This is a genomic window from Citrobacter sp. wls619 (assembly GCF_005281345.1).
GTDB lineage: Bacteria > Pseudomonadota > Gammaproteobacteria > Enterobacterales > Enterobacteriaceae > Citrobacter.
This window is the reverse complement of sequence record NZ_SZXJ01000026.1, coordinates 128,912-141,360: the sequence shown is the minus strand read 5'-3', so window position 1 is coordinate 141,360 and position 12,449 is coordinate 128,912. Positions and strand designations below refer to the sequence as shown.

General features: G+C 54.3%; 14 protein-coding genes and 1 riboswitch. Of the genes, 4 read left to right on the top strand and 10 right to left on the bottom strand.

Annotation, left to right across the window (positions count from 1 at the left end; genetic code table 11):
- Positions 1-231: 231 nt before the first annotated feature.
- Together murI and btuB are read right to left on the bottom strand one after the other, a co-directional pair.
- Positions 232-1,083: a glutamate racemase gene (murI, locus tag FDX19_RS02660; protein WP_137381510.1), complete on the bottom strand. Its 852-nt coding sequence runs from the start codon at positions 1,081-1,083 to the stop codon at positions 232-234.
- On the bottom strand, positions 1,028-2,866 hold the full coding sequence (gene btuB, locus FDX19_RS02655; protein WP_137381509.1) for a TonB-dependent vitamin B12 receptor BtuB: 1,839 nt from the start codon (positions 2,864-2,866) through the stop codon (positions 1,028-1,030). The genes murI and btuB overlap by 56 nt, the downstream gene beginning before the upstream one ends.
- 63 nt (positions 2,867-2,929) lie before the next feature.
- Positions 2,930-3,128: riboswitch (cobalamin riboswitch) on the bottom strand.
- Positions 3,129-3,243: 115 nt separating this feature from the next.
- Between btuB and trmA the strand changes: the two genes are divergently transcribed.
- From trmA to FDX19_RS02640, 3 genes are all read left to right on the top strand, one after another.
- Entirely contained in the window at positions 3,244-4,350 is a 1,107-nt protein-coding gene (gene trmA, locus FDX19_RS02650) for a tRNA (uridine(54)-C5)-methyltransferase TrmA (protein WP_137381508.1), read from the top strand.
- Between the two features lie 160 nt (positions 4,351-4,510).
- The gene (locus FDX19_RS02645; protein WP_137381507.1) at positions 4,511-4,720 is read left to right on the top strand and encodes a hypothetical protein; all 210 of its coding nucleotides are present in this window, start codon (positions 4,511-4,513) and stop codon (positions 4,718-4,720) included.
- Positions 4,721-5,060: 340 nt separating this feature from the next.
- Complete coding sequence (locus FDX19_RS02640; RefSeq protein ID WP_137381506.1) at positions 5,061-5,630, top strand: hypothetical protein; 570 nt, start codon at positions 5,061-5,063, stop codon at positions 5,628-5,630.
- 23 nt (positions 5,631-5,653) lie between these two features.
- Here the strand turns inward: FDX19_RS02640 and FDX19_RS02635 are convergent, their stop codons facing one another.
- From FDX19_RS02635 to FDX19_RS02620, 5 genes are all read right to left on the bottom strand, one after another.
- Positions 5,654-8,116 carry a lytic transglycosylase domain-containing protein gene (locus FDX19_RS02635; RefSeq protein ID WP_249357514.1) on the bottom strand — a complete coding sequence of 821 codons (2,463 nt, stop codon included), beginning with the start codon at positions 8,114-8,116 and terminating at the stop codon, positions 5,654-5,656.
- Positions 8,117-8,446: 330 nt separating this feature from the next.
- The gene (locus tag FDX19_RS02630; RefSeq protein WP_137381504.1) at positions 8,447-8,776 is read right to left on the bottom strand and encodes a hypothetical protein; all 330 of its coding nucleotides are present in this window, start codon (positions 8,774-8,776) and stop codon (positions 8,447-8,449) included.
- A 24-nt stretch (positions 8,777-8,800) separates the two neighbouring features.
- Positions 8,801-8,962, bottom strand: a complete 162-nt coding sequence (locus FDX19_RS25045; RefSeq protein ID WP_170974336.1) for a hypothetical protein — start codon at positions 8,960-8,962, stop codon at positions 8,801-8,803.
- A gap of 10 nt (positions 8,963-8,972) precedes the next feature.
- Positions 8,973-9,251 (bottom strand): DUF5681 domain-containing protein, encoded by a 279-nt coding sequence (locus FDX19_RS02625; protein ID WP_137381503.1) that lies wholly within the window; start codon positions 9,249-9,251, stop codon positions 8,973-8,975.
- Positions 9,251-10,051 (bottom strand): hypothetical protein, encoded by an 801-nt coding sequence (locus FDX19_RS02620; protein ID WP_137381502.1) that lies wholly within the window; start codon positions 10,049-10,051, stop codon positions 9,251-9,253. Before FDX19_RS02620 ends, FDX19_RS02625 begins: the two co-directional genes overlap by 1 nt.
- 93 nt (positions 10,052-10,144) lie before the next feature.
- Between FDX19_RS02620 and FDX19_RS02615 the strand changes: the two genes are divergently transcribed.
- Positions 10,145-10,495: a hypothetical protein gene (locus tag FDX19_RS02615; RefSeq protein WP_137381501.1), complete on the top strand. Its 351-nt coding sequence runs from the start codon at positions 10,145-10,147 to the stop codon at positions 10,493-10,495.
- Here the strand turns inward: FDX19_RS02615 and FDX19_RS02610 are convergent.
- The 3 genes from FDX19_RS02610 to FDX19_RS02600 form a co-directional block, all read right to left on the bottom strand.
- Positions 10,479-10,967, bottom strand: a complete 489-nt coding sequence (locus FDX19_RS02610; protein ID WP_137381500.1) for a hypothetical protein — start codon at positions 10,965-10,967, stop codon at positions 10,479-10,481. The genes FDX19_RS02615 and FDX19_RS02610 overlap by 17 nt on opposite strands.
- Positions 10,968-10,985: 18 nt before the next feature.
- A complete protein-coding gene (locus tag FDX19_RS02605; protein WP_256376096.1) occupies positions 10,986-11,531 on the bottom strand; it encodes a YfbU family protein in 546 nt (181 codons plus the stop codon).
- A gap of 80 nt (positions 11,532-11,611) precedes the next feature.
- Positions 11,612-12,166 carry a recombinase family protein gene (locus FDX19_RS02600; RefSeq protein WP_137381498.1) on the bottom strand — a complete coding sequence of 185 codons (555 nt, stop codon included), beginning with the start codon at positions 12,164-12,166 and terminating at the stop codon, positions 11,612-11,614.
- Between the last annotated feature and the right edge of the window lie 283 nt (positions 12,167-12,449).

Below are 12,449 nucleotides of genomic sequence, written 5' to 3'. Positions count from 1 at the left end.
CGACGCGCTTTAGCGCTCTGTCGCGAGGTCCCGTATATTACGTTTTCCTCATTCAGAGTCAAGCATTTATTTTTGCTTTTCTCTACGAAATTCTCAGTGGAACCCCGCTGACCCGGCGGCGTGTAAGCCGTTGTTCCGTGTCAGTGGAGGCGCATTATAGGGAGTTATTTCAGGCTGACAAGGGGAAATTTAAAATAATTTTCCGAGTGCGTACTTTTTCACCAAAATAGACTAAATCGCCAGTTTTTCGAGCGTTTTGAAGCCATAGCGCTGCAATACTGGCAATAACTGTTCGGCCTCGGTTGTCATTGCCATGCAGAATGCCACATTCTCATCGGCTGATTTTGCATCTGGCGCTTCGTGTTCTAATAGCCAGGCCGTTCGACGCGCAATCGCTGCACCGGAATCCACCAGTCGCGTCCCTTCCGGGAGGACTTGCAATAACTCTTCCTGTAATAGAGGGAAATGGGTGCATCCAAGGACCACCGTATCAGGAGGTTCCGACATCCGCAGCCACGGTCGCAGAATACGGCGCAGTTCTTCCAGCGAGACGGGTTCTCCGTGCAGCTTCGCTTCCGCCAGCTCCACCAGCTCAGCGGATCCCAACATCGCTATCTGACACTCGTTAGCGAAGCGCGCAATCAATTCGTGTGTGTACGAGCGTTTCACCGTCGCGCGCGTCGCCAGTAGCCCGACAATACCATTCGCCGTGAGCCGCGCCGCGGGTTTAATCGCAGGCACCACACCGACAACCGGAAAAGCGAACTTTTCACGTAATGCCGGGAGTGACACCGTGCTGGCGGTATTGCATGCGATAACCGCAAGTGCGAGGGGATAGCGTTGCTGAACTGCCGTCACAATCTCAACAACACGCTCAACGATAAACTCTTCGCTTTTCTCACCATAAGGAAAGGCGACGTTATCGAAAGCATATATATAGTGGAGATCCGGCAGGAGGTTGCGGATCTCATTGTAGACCGACAACCCACCGACGCCGGAATCAAACACCAGCACGGTGGGACGTGAATCAGAAGGTGTAGCTGCCAGACAAGGTGTATTCCCGTCCTGCAGTTGGGTAGCCATAAACTGTCTCGTAATCTTTATCGAACAGGTTGGCGATTTTACCACGAACTGTCAGCTGTGAGGTGATCGGATATGACACGGCCAGATCCCACAAACTCACACCGCCCAATTTTACCGGTTGATAAGTAACGTAGTCCGTATCGTATCGCGTCCCCAGATATTGATATGTCAGGCCCCAGTCAAAATCATAGACCTGCCAGTCGAGTTGGTATTTCACCTGCTGTTTAGAACGACGAGCCAGTGGCTCGTTGGTAATCGCATTACGCGAATCTACGTAGTCGTAGCTAAGCGTATGCGCCAACGGCCCGGTGTCGAAGTTTGCAGTCGCTTCGATACCTTTAATACGCGCTTTGCCTTCGTTGTAGTACTTCTGAGTGTGGGTGTTGTAGTCGATCATGTCATCGATATCGTTGCGATACCCTGACACGCGCCAGTTAACACCTGATGTTAACCCTTCAAACGCCCCTTCCCACTGCTTACTCTCTTCGGGGTCAAGGTTTGCATTGCCGTAATAGCCATGCAGTTGCCCCAGATTTGGCGCTTTGTAAGATGTGCCATAGGAGGCAATAAAACGATAGCCTTCGATAAACTCCCATCCGGCACTGGTTTGCCATGTACCATGACGACCAAACTCGGAGTTATCATCACTACGAGCCGCACCTTCGAAGGTGAAGTCACCAAGCTGCTGCAATCCCGTCAAATAGAGGCCAGTATTACGTTGGTCGTAACCGTCCGTAACATACCCAGTGCCTGGCTCCGTGGTTTGCTTCTGCCAGTCCACGCCTGCACCAATGTTACCGTGGCCAACAACGATGCTGTTTGACCACTGAACATTGTACTGCTTCATATCATCCAGCGTGGCCGAGGAATCATAGCGACCATAGTTCGGATCATAGTTGTAGTCTTTACTGTGGCTGTAGCTCGAAACCAGTTGTGACTGAATAAGCTCGCCATTAAAACGTAACCCAGCGTCCCAGCTCTGGCTATAAAGCTGTCGGGTATCAAGTAGCGCCGAGCCAGGAGAATAATACGAGTCATAATCTGTGCGGTTATCATAACCATAACCACGAACGAACCCGCTCCATGTCTCGGAGAAGTTGTGCTCCAGTGCGCCATACAGCGTCTTGCTTAAGAAACCGTCTTTATCCGGTTGAGCCTGTGCGCCAGTGCTACCGTAGGCCACGACATCGAAGCCTTTGGTGTAGGCATAATCGCCCATCAGCGTGACTCGCGTATTTTCGCCAAGCTGTTGTTGGGTTGAGATATCGTAATTCTGATACCCATTACTTCCCGCGCCGGCGGTCAGTTCCGTCCCTGGTTTTTCGCGCGTAGTAATGATATTCACCACCCCGCCAATCGCATCCGAACCATATATAGCGGAACGCGGCCCGCGGATATACTCAATACGCTGCACCAGCGATACCGGGAACTGGCTAAGATCGGCTGAGCCGCTAACTCCCGCTAAATTAAGACGCACACCATCTATCAACACCAGAACATGGCTGGCGTTAGTGCCGCGAATAAAAATAGACGAGTTTTGCCCCATACCGCCGCTTTGCGCGATATCAACACCAGGCAAACGACGTAGTACATCGTTTACCGAGGTAGATTGCCAGCGATCGATGTCCTGACGTGTAACGACGGTGATGGGTGCAAGTACTGCGCTTAGGGGCTGCTGAAAACGGTTGGCAGTGACGACGAGAGTATCTGGGCTAGCATCCTGCGCCCAACCAGAAGATGCCGCGACGGAAAGCGCCGTCAACAGCAACGATTTTTTAATCATTGTAAAGCATCCACAATATAAGAAGGATGCCGCAGGTCCACCGATAGTACGCGATAGTGAAAACCAGATGCGACGTTAGCCGGCAGGTCTTCGGGCTTGGAAGGTTATTCAGGATACCGAATAAAAAAGAAATGAAGACTTCCCACCCACAGGCAGTGTCTGCTTTACGCTCTCATTTCACCTTTCCTTACCGCTGCGCGTCAGCTCCAGATTCACACTGGATTCCCTTTTAACTCACAGGACCGGAAAACGGATGCTACAGTTTGTTACAACCTACTGTCCAGACCGGATATCACAATATCGGAAATCATCAATAACTGGACATCTGATGAGCAATCCCTACAATCCCCGCGTACTTTTATTTTTCAGGACGCATCATGACCCCCGAACACCTTCCGACAGAACAGTACGACGCCCAGTTAGCTGAAAAAGTGGTGCGTCTGCAGAGCTTAATGACGCCATTTTATGCACAGGCTCCGGAAGTGTTCCGCTCACCGGTTAGCCATTACCGTATGCGTGCCGAGTTCCGTCTGTGGCATGACGGGGATGACCTGTACCACATCATGTTCGACAGCCAGACCAAAAGCCGTATTCGTGTCGACAGCTTTCCGGCGGCCAGCGAGCTTATCAATACGCTGATGACGGCAATGATTGAAGGTGTACGCAACAACCACGTCCTGCGTCACAAACTGTTCCAGATTGATTACCTCACCACCCTGAGCAATCAGGCAGTGATATCCATGCTGTACCATAAAAAGCTGGATAATGAGTGGCGCCAGGAAGCCGAAGCGCTGCGGGATGCGCTGCGGGCGCAAAACCTGAATGTGCACCTGATCGGCCGGGCGACCAAAACTAAAATCGAGTTGGATCAGGATTATATCGACGAACGTTTACCGGTCGCGGGCAAAGAGATTATCTATCGTCAGGTTGAGAACAGCTTCACCCAACCGAATGCTGCGATGAACATTCAGATGCTGGAATGGGCGATTGATGTCACCAAAGGTTCAAAGGGCGATCTGTTGGAGCTGTACTGCGGTAATGGCAACTTTTCATTAGCGCTGGCGCAGAACTTCAACCGCGTACTGGCCACCGAAATCGCCAAGCCGTCCGTTGCTGCAGCCCAGTACAACATCGCCGCTAACCATATTGATAATGTACAAATTATCCGTATGGCCGCCGAAGAGTTTACGCAGGCAATGAACGGTGTTCGCGAATTCAACCGTTTGCAGGGGATTGATCTGAAGAGTTATCAGTGCGAGACCATTTTCGTTGACCCACCGCGCAGCGGTCTGGACAGCGAAACGGAGAAAATGGTGCAGGCGTATCCGCGGATTCTGTACATCTCCTGCAACCCGGAGACGCTGTGTCAGAACCTGGAAACATTAAGCCAGACGCACAATGTTTCACGTCTGGCGCTGTTCGATCAGTTCCCGTATACGCACCATATGGAGTGCGGCGTGCTATTAACCATTAAAAATCAATAAATAAAATAATAAAAAACATCAAAATTCCCTATATGGTACACGTATGGGGCATTTTATTTTTTAATGCTTACTCTCTAATCAGTCTGGGTTACATTCCCTGCCAAACACTGTCGTCGTGACCATACGCTGAATACATTCGTTACCATACAGGAATGTATTCATGCCAGTACCCGCACGCGAAAGACAGCAGAAACGCCGCGCCGGCCTCCGGGCAAGCGGCAACCTCCGCACCTCTGTAACCCTCAGCAAAAACGCGCTCGTGGTCCTTCGAAAGATCACCGCAGCACATGGCGTGACCCAGAGCGAAGCCATCGAGCTTGGCCTTCTGGCAGCAGCTAAATGGCTTGCTGAGGGGAAAAAAGATGCGTGACCATACCAACGCAGCCACCCAATCAGGCCGTGACCATACAACAAGCATCTCCTGGTATGAGAAGTTCCCGGAACTACGCCCTAATGTTCAATATTTTGATTGCTCAAGGCTATCCGCATCACTCACCCGCGAGGCCTGCCATCAAAACTGGACAGCAGCCTACGCTCGCCGCAAAGACGATACCCCCCTGCGCTTACAGAAGTGTCAGGGCTGCCCCATAGGGAGAGCCCTGCACGATGGCGCGAACGATCCCAGCAGTTGGGCAGACGTGCGCTTATCAAACGAGTGTTTGCGGTGCGGACGGCGAGACCTGAGGGTTATCCCTTCAACGGGTACCTGCGTGAGCTGCTGGAACCGGCGACGTGAAACGGAGAGAGGTCACAACGCACGAGGCGGGAAACTGGTTCACCCAATCATCCTCTCACCGCGTCGCGTCGGGCTACTGGTTGATGGTAAACCCACCTGGCGGCTCATTGATGCTCATCACGAGGGGGAAGCATTGTCGCGGGCGATCCACCAGATTGACGGCGCTAAGTTCCACGGCCAGCAGCCGGGCCAGTCGGTATGGAACAAGCGCGTCGGGCGCTTTCAGTATCGCTGCGATAAACACCCTGGCGAATTCGGCACGCTGTGTGAACAGGTAGACAGCAACGGAGCTACGGAATACGTTTGCCCAGTCTGCCGCCCTAGGGCTGCGAAGGATCTGCCTGAGGCCCGCGTTTGCAGCCCCACCAGCATCCAATCGCGGGAGTTCGTCAAAGAAGTGATGCGCACCTACTGTGTCGAACCCATCGAGAGCTGGACGGCAACGGAACATGTCTGTGACCGGTGTGAACATTACCCGCTGCAGGTGCGAACCATCGGGAAGCAGTTACATTGCCGGTGCCCACTTTGTGATCAGGCAGAATAAAAAAACCCCGCGAAGGGCTTTGTTCATCTTGGTGCGCCAAACGGCTGTGGCGCTGAGACCTTAGTTTGCAGGTTCTGCGTCGGCGCAACCTGCTGTCCTTTATCGTTGACGTGCTGCACCACCAGAGGCTCAGTCGTCACATGGAAGTTCATGCCGCTCGGAGAGTCGTTCGCCGGAAGCTGCGCAGGCAGACGAGCGGCTACACCCGGCACATAATTCTGCGTCTCTTTAGGGAGCCGAGATAACCAGCTGCTCTCTTTACCTGCTTTTCTCGCCCCAGCAATGGCATCATCGACAGCACCCGGACCTGCGTTGTATGCCGCCAGCGCTTTCGCCGGGTCGCCACCGTACTTCTTGAGCAGCGCCGAGTAATAGTCGCGGGCAAACCGCTTGTTTTCAGCCTCAGAGTCATCCTTCAGTGCCGCCACACCGTAGCCGGGAGAGGCGCCAGTACCAGGCATTATTTGTCCTGCACCACGCGCCCCCTTCGGCGATGTGATGATGTTGCCATTCGTGTCGGTGTGGCGGTTGCCTGACTCCTGCGAAAGGATGCCCGCAATCATTGCATCAGTGGACGTGTCCCGGCCGTCGAAATACGTTGCACTTCCTCCCAGGTTGATTGCCCTGTCGGCATTGTAGCTGTTAGCCGCGAGCTTACCGTCTCGTTCGCGCTGGAGCCGCTGAATTTCAGCCTCAGCCGCGTCCATCTCGGCCTTCGCGGCGTTCTGCCGGTCAGTCATAGCCTTGAGCTGCTGATCGCGTGGAAGCTGCGCCTCTTCAGCGGTGGGGATGCCAACCGTGCGGGCCTTAGCAGCGTTGTACCTGGCGGTTTGCTCGGCAATCGCGGGAGAATACGCCCCGGAGATAACCTTTGCCTTGTCATCGTAGTCAGCTTTCAGTACTCGGCGCACTATCTCGGTGCTAGAAACCTTGCCACCCTCGCCCGCCATGTACATGATCCCGTGGCGCATTTCCTGGGTTAATGGGATTAGCTTATCGGCAATCGATGTTTTGATATTATCCAGCGCGGCGCGACTGTCACGGACATCGCTACCCATCGTCTTTTCCTGCTCACGCGAGGAGACGAGCTCGGTTAGTATCTTCTTCTGATCCTGCTCAGAGCCGTTTGCCATAGCATTACGCAGGCGTTCTGCGTCTGTGGCGCTCAGAGCATCGTCACCGGTCCGACTGGATAAACTTGCTGCAACACCGCGGCGATCAGCATCTGAGCCGTACACCTTCGCCAGGTTGGCAATGCCGGTACCGGATAGCTTCGAAATATCGACACCTGAGCCGGAGAGCCCGCGCTCAAGTTCGCCCATCTGGTTAGACTTGATGCTCAGCAGGGACATGGCCTGCCCCATACCAATACCGAGATGGTTCGATGTGGCCATCGCCAGCATTCCGGGATCGCGATAAGCCTTGCGCAGCTCATCCAACGTGCCGCCGAGGAACGTGGTACTTCCGCCCGGACCATTTCTGCGCATGTAACGACTGTAGACAGAGCCATTACCGAACATCTGATCAGCGGTAGCGAAAGCGCCGCCCTCTCGCATGATAGCCATCTGCATCGGGGACAAGCCCATGCGGTTAGCTACGCGGCTGGTGAAGAACTGCGACGCCTCACCTTTCGCCCCGCCAGCCATCAGCGAGCTGTTGATACGTCCAATCATGCCCGACGCGCCCGCCACATCGAGGCCGGGAATACCGGAACTAACTAAAGCAGAAAGCGCGCCGCCGTAGCCGGCTACATTGGCCCGGGTGAGCGAGTTCCGGTTCTGCGAGGTAACATAGCCAGCGATCGACTCCATTACCTCGTCGGCTTTCGCGAAAGCACCAGACTTGCCGATGGTCTCACCAATCAGAAGCGCCATGCGGCGACTATCCTGATCGTTGCCGGTCTGGCGCATACCGCGCATCTGACCAAAGAAGCTCATACCCATAGCGGGATCGAGGCCGAAGCCACGTGCGAACCCGACACCGTTCACCAGCTCGCCGTTCAATTGCCCGTACTTGTCGCCGGAGACGTTACCCAGCTTCGCGAACTGGGTTGTGAGCTTGATCGCTTCCGAATAGGTTACGCCCATGGCGCTCGCATTCGCCTCAACAACGCTCTTCAGCCCCTGGAAGGACACGTTCACATCACCGATGGTACGCTTCAGAGTATCGATATCGATTAGGTTGTCGCGCGCCTTGTCGAGGTTTTCAGTGGCAGCACTGAATGCCTTTCCAATGCCCATTGCAGCCAGGCCACCCATCAATCCCATCAGGCCAGCGCCAAAACCAGCAGACATGCCAGAGCCAACGGAACGGGACGCAATGCCGCCCACTGGCCCCAATTGACCGAGACCTCCCTGCAGGATCTTCCCTGCCTGCGTCCACGAGCTGTTTCCGCCAGACGGACCGCCTGCTGGTGGCATCGATGGCGCAGGAACATTCGGTGTCGGACGACGAGGCGCAGGACCAGGCGCGAAGGAAGCCCCCATGAACACGAGAGCCTCCTGCTGACGACGAAGCCTCGTAGCCTCGTTCAGATACATATTTGACCAGTTGGCCATAAATGGATTGGAGCCGCTTTGCCCGGACTTCTGCATCTTATTCCGCAGCTCACCCTGGATTTTGAGCAGCTTTTCACTCTGCTGAACGAAATACTTGAGGTCTTCTTTCGACTTCAGGGTGATTGGCTCGAACTTCTGCCCATTCGCTTTGGCAACCGCATCGCCCATCGACTTAATACGGGCGTTGACGGCAGCGAGCTGTTTATTGAGTTCCGCACCGTCAAAGTCGGCACTGACAGGGATCTTAATGGTCATATGCTACCCCCGGATTTTGCGCGGCAGTACCAGGCGCTGCTGGCTGCGCAGGGATTTAGCCATCAGCTCAGGGCGGCGCTTGGTGCGGCGCAGGAAGTTGCTCATGGAGTTGTTGAGCGACTTGATCATCTTGTCGCACTCAGCCCCGGCAATCCGTTCCAGTTCTGCGGTAATTGCGTCCAGTTCGGCAGGCTCATCAGCGGTCAGCCCGGAGGCGCGCTTATCTGAAAGATACTTCAGGCGCGATTCTGCGCGCTCACGGCTGGCGGTTTGCCCATTCAGGCTAATCAGGCGGTCTTCGATGGTGCCAAGGTCTTTTTGAGTAGTGTTCATTTTATTAGTCTCTTGATTGAAAATTCAGTCTTTCTTGCCGGTGCGGATTACGGCGCGTTGGCCCTTATCTGGCTGCTTTTCCCCTGGCATGGGGGCGATGGTCAGCCCCTTCAGCAATTCATGGTTCTCAGCCTTCAGCCGGTGCAACCGGGCTAACGCGGGGATGGTTTTGATGAGGAGTTCCATAGGTTCGGCCTCAGTGAACGCCGTTGTCGGCAGGTTTCTGTGCTGCGGCCAGGAGCTGGAGTTGCAGCTCGAAGTTCCGCGTGCGTAGAGTTTCGGTGAGGTAGCCCATGACAGCCGCCAGAACGGCGTTGTCGCCCTGAGCGACAGTCAGCGCACGCTCGATGGTGGCCGGTGCGTATTTGGCTACGGCTTCAAGCAGGCGCTCTTCTGGAGTTGCTTTCGGTCGGCGGCCGTTTGGGTTGCCTTCATGACCAGGGGCAAACTGCCCCTTCTTGTTGCGGTCGGACATTAGCGATCCTCCCATGCCGCGGTGCGGTGGATCACTCGCTGGGTATCTCGCAACATAGGGATGCCAGTGAACTCGCTCAGACCTTGAGCGCGGGCCTCGATCACTGCCGCGGTATGCTCATCAATCAGCGCCAGCTCCAGAGCGCGGATGCGGGCTTTGCGGAGACTAAACAGCGCAGCGTCCTGTGCCTTCTTCAATGCGGCCCCAGCTTCAACCACCAGGCGCTGCGCGGTGAGCGGCTTCAGGTTGTCGGCAGCGACACGCTTGTCTGCCACGATCCCCTGAAGGCTTCCGATGTCGAGGGTGATGGCCTGCAGCTCTGCTGCATCTTCCGGGCGTTCGTCGCCACCGGCACGGCGCGCAACAATCAGATCTCGGACCTGCTGCTTTTCGGCCAGGCGTCGGCCAACATTGGTCCACTCGACATGAGCTGCGTCGTAGCGGGTTTGTTCTCTCTGCAAGCGATCTTCTGCTGCTGCCAGGCGAGCTGCGGCGTTGGTTACTGCTGGGTCATCGGTCAGGGAAGGCATTTCCACCCCTTCGACGACAGAAGCGCCTGCTGAGGCTTCCACGGCGGTATGCGCGAAGCTAACAGTGGAGGTTGTGCGTTCATCGAGGCGCTGCTGGTCTGCGGCACGCTGCTCGCGCTCGGCGGTTGCCTGTTCAGCCTGTGCTGCTGCCAGCCCGCGCTCTGCGGCTAATACAGCGTTGCGGAATGGAGCGGAATCGTCTCCGCGTTCCAAAGCCGCCTGCAAGTTCAGGCGAGCCTGGATGAGTCGTGCTTCTGGTGTAGAATTCATTTTGTGAGCCTTGTCGGTGGTTTAACGGTTTGTTGACGGCTCAATAATGGCATCACGACTCAATAAGACGGGACGCAGGATATAGGGGGAGCGATGAAACTATCCGGCGCAGTGACAGCGCTGGTGGGCGACTACCGGCACGAACCGGGCGCAAATTTGATTGATTTCTCACGCACGAACACCTACCGCCAGTTCGTGGAGGCAGCGGAACAGGCCGGGTTCACCGGGCCAGATATGGAAATGGATTCAGAGTTTTCTGATAGGTCAACGGAGTGGGTGGAGAAAACAGACGATGCGGCGCTGCAGCGATGGGTTCATACAATTATACGTTGTGACAGGTCGAATAGCGATCATCCCACCGCTATTCGCGACGCCTGTTCAGGTGGGCATCTAACCGTCGTCGTTAGACGGTTAGGGATGGAGGAGGCTAAGCCCGCGCAGTAAGCACCATGCCTTCAACACGAAACTCTCTGGCTGCCTGTTCGAGACGTGGGATGATATTTTGTAGAGTAGAGAGCGCATCCTGCCAGCCATCACGAGAGTTACCTAGTTGTGTATCTCCTATAGCCTTGATCAGTTCGTCAGCTGCCCCACTGAGGTCAACGGCAACTTTGTCCCGAAACTCTAGCGGCAGACCGGTTCTCAGCACATCTTCGGCCTCTTGAAGCAAATGCAAATCCATCTCAAGGTTGTAACCAGACGAGATAAATTGCGGCGCGTTCGAACGTCGGCGCTTTGCCGCATTTTTGGCTTCATTCAACTTTTGCAGTAAGGCATTGAGGCTGTCATAGTTTTGCTGGTTGCTATGCCGCTCCACAACAGCATCAACAGCCTCCTTTGCAGATTTTGCTTTGAAATAAGAGACAATCGACACAATTGTGCCAACCACCCCCAGAATGAAGGATGTAACGTCCATTACCATATCCATCGCTAGTTACCTATTCTCTGGATGGATAGCAGCGCTCAGAACGGAAAAAAGCTCGTCACGGGTCATGTCGAAACTTTGTTGACGTGGTATCTTCCTCCAGACCTCCAACATGCGCTGGTAGATCGGGCGAGCAGGCATGTGCGAGTTCCAGTACCCTGATTTTGCCATTGGCAGGTATTCAAAGCGCTTAAGTCGCTCCACCGTGAAGGCCGCGAATCCCATAAATTTGGATTCATTGTTGCCATCGTAGCCAACAAAACGGACGCATGGCATTCCATTTAGCTCTTCTTTGGAAATATTGAGTTTCTGGATAGAGCGGTCGATGGCATCAAACATATCCATCGTGTCCCAGACCTCTTTTGATTCTTCTACGGTCATCACATCTTCGCCATCGTAGATGAAGTCCATGTCCCAGCCGTAAAGCATCTCATAGCCACGCTCTAATGCCTCGCGCTTAACAGCAATATCTTTGGCCTCGTCAGGGTACAGTGCTTCAAGGATCCGAAGCTGGTTGGACATGTTGTATCTTTCAAGGCGTGTCAAAGTGATCATCATAGCTCCCATGAATTCTCGGTTCTGGTAAATCAGAGTCGCGGTAAAGTAACATCAAGGGCTCAACAAAAATTGCCCAACTAAGCACGACAAGCGCGTTTCACACTGGCAGGCGAGATGCCAAATTGAGTTGCGGTAGCCTGGATGCTCGCGTGGTTATCCTTGCGCCATTGAGCAACAGACACGTCGTCGATGGTCTTTTCGCGCCCCAGTGACTTACCCTCCGCCTTCGCGCGTGCGATCCCCGCCATCTGGCGGGATTTGATGTTTGATCGTTCCAGTTCTGCCACTGCCGCTAGCATGGTTAGCATTGCCTTACCCATCGGAGTGGACAGGTCGAACCCCTCCCGAAGGCTGATGACAGAGATCCCTTTGCCTCGCAATGCCTCAACAGAGCTCAGGATATCGATGGTATCGCGCCCGAGCCGGTCAACGGCAGGAACGATGAGAGTATCCCCTTTGCGCGCGTACTTAAACAGCTCCGCGAAGCCAAGGCGATCGATCGCCTTGACTGCGCCAGAGACCCCCTCGTCTGAGAACCACTCATCAACCTTGTGAATCTGTTCGATGCTGTGCCGCTGCGCTTCAACACTCTGCTCACCCGTGCTCACGCGCAGATATCCGATAACTGCCATAGTTTCCCCCGATAGACTAGCTCAAAACCTTTAGCTCACAACATACTGTATGGCTCAAATTTGAGCAACACCTTTGAGCTAGCAGGGAAAGCATCGGCCTGGTATGGCTCACAGGGTGTTCCTTTTGAGCCATCCAACTTATGTCTTTTTAAATAGGAACAACCCACTTTGAAAATGAACAAGCTACAAATTAAGTCATAGCAAGATACTCAAAATTGATGCTTAAAAGGGCAATAGAAGTTATATTAGAATTATCTTCATACTTAGATTAACGCCAGTTGAG

What these genes read in the sequence shown, in the direction of transcription:
- FDX19_RS02625 (WP_137381503.1), bottom strand. Translation starts at nt 9,251, where the DNA reads ATGTCCGACCGCAACAAGAAGGGGCAGTTTGCCCCTGGTCATGAAGGC.
- FDX19_RS02645 (WP_137381507.1), top strand. Translation starts at nt 4,511, where the DNA reads ATGCCAGTACCCGCACGCGAAAGACAGCAGAAACGCCGCGCCGGCCTC.
- FDX19_RS02605 (WP_256376096.1), bottom strand. Translation starts at nt 11,531, where the DNA reads ATGATCACTTTGACACGCCTTGAAAGATACAACATGTCCAACCAGCTT.
- FDX19_RS02615 (WP_137381501.1), top strand. Translation starts at nt 10,145, where the DNA reads ATGAAACTATCCGGCGCAGTGACAGCGCTGGTGGGCGACTACCGGCAC.
- FDX19_RS02620 (WP_137381502.1), bottom strand. Translation starts at nt 10,051, where the DNA reads ATGAATTCTACACCAGAAGCACGACTCATCCAGGCTCGCCTGAACTTG.
- FDX19_RS02610 (WP_137381500.1), bottom strand. Translation starts at nt 10,967, where the DNA reads ATGGACGTTACATCCTTCATTCTGGGGGTGGTTGGCACAATTGTGTCG.
- murI (WP_137381510.1), bottom strand. Translation starts at nt 1,083, where the DNA reads ATGGCTACCCAACTGCAGGACGGGAATACACCTTGTCTGGCAGCTACA.
- FDX19_RS02600 (WP_137381498.1), bottom strand. Translation starts at nt 12,166, where the DNA reads ATGGCAGTTATCGGATATCTGCGCGTGAGCACGGGTGAGCAGAGTGTT.
- FDX19_RS25045 (WP_170974336.1), bottom strand. Translation starts at nt 8,962, where the DNA reads ATGGAACTCCTCATCAAAACCATCCCCGCGTTAGCCCGGTTGCACCGG.
- FDX19_RS02635 (WP_249357514.1), bottom strand. Translation starts at nt 8,116, where the DNA reads ATGGGGGCTTCCTTCGCGCCTGGTCCTGCGCCTCGTCGTCCGACACCG.
- FDX19_RS02630 (WP_137381504.1), bottom strand. Translation starts at nt 8,776, where the DNA reads ATGAACACTACTCAAAAAGACCTTGGCACCATCGAAGACCGCCTGATT.
- trmA (WP_137381508.1), top strand. Translation starts at nt 3,244, where the DNA reads ATGACCCCCGAACACCTTCCGACAGAACAGTACGACGCCCAGTTAGCT.
- btuB (WP_137381509.1), bottom strand. Translation starts at nt 2,866, where the DNA reads ATGATTAAAAAATCGTTGCTGTTGACGGCGCTTTCCGTCGCGGCATCT.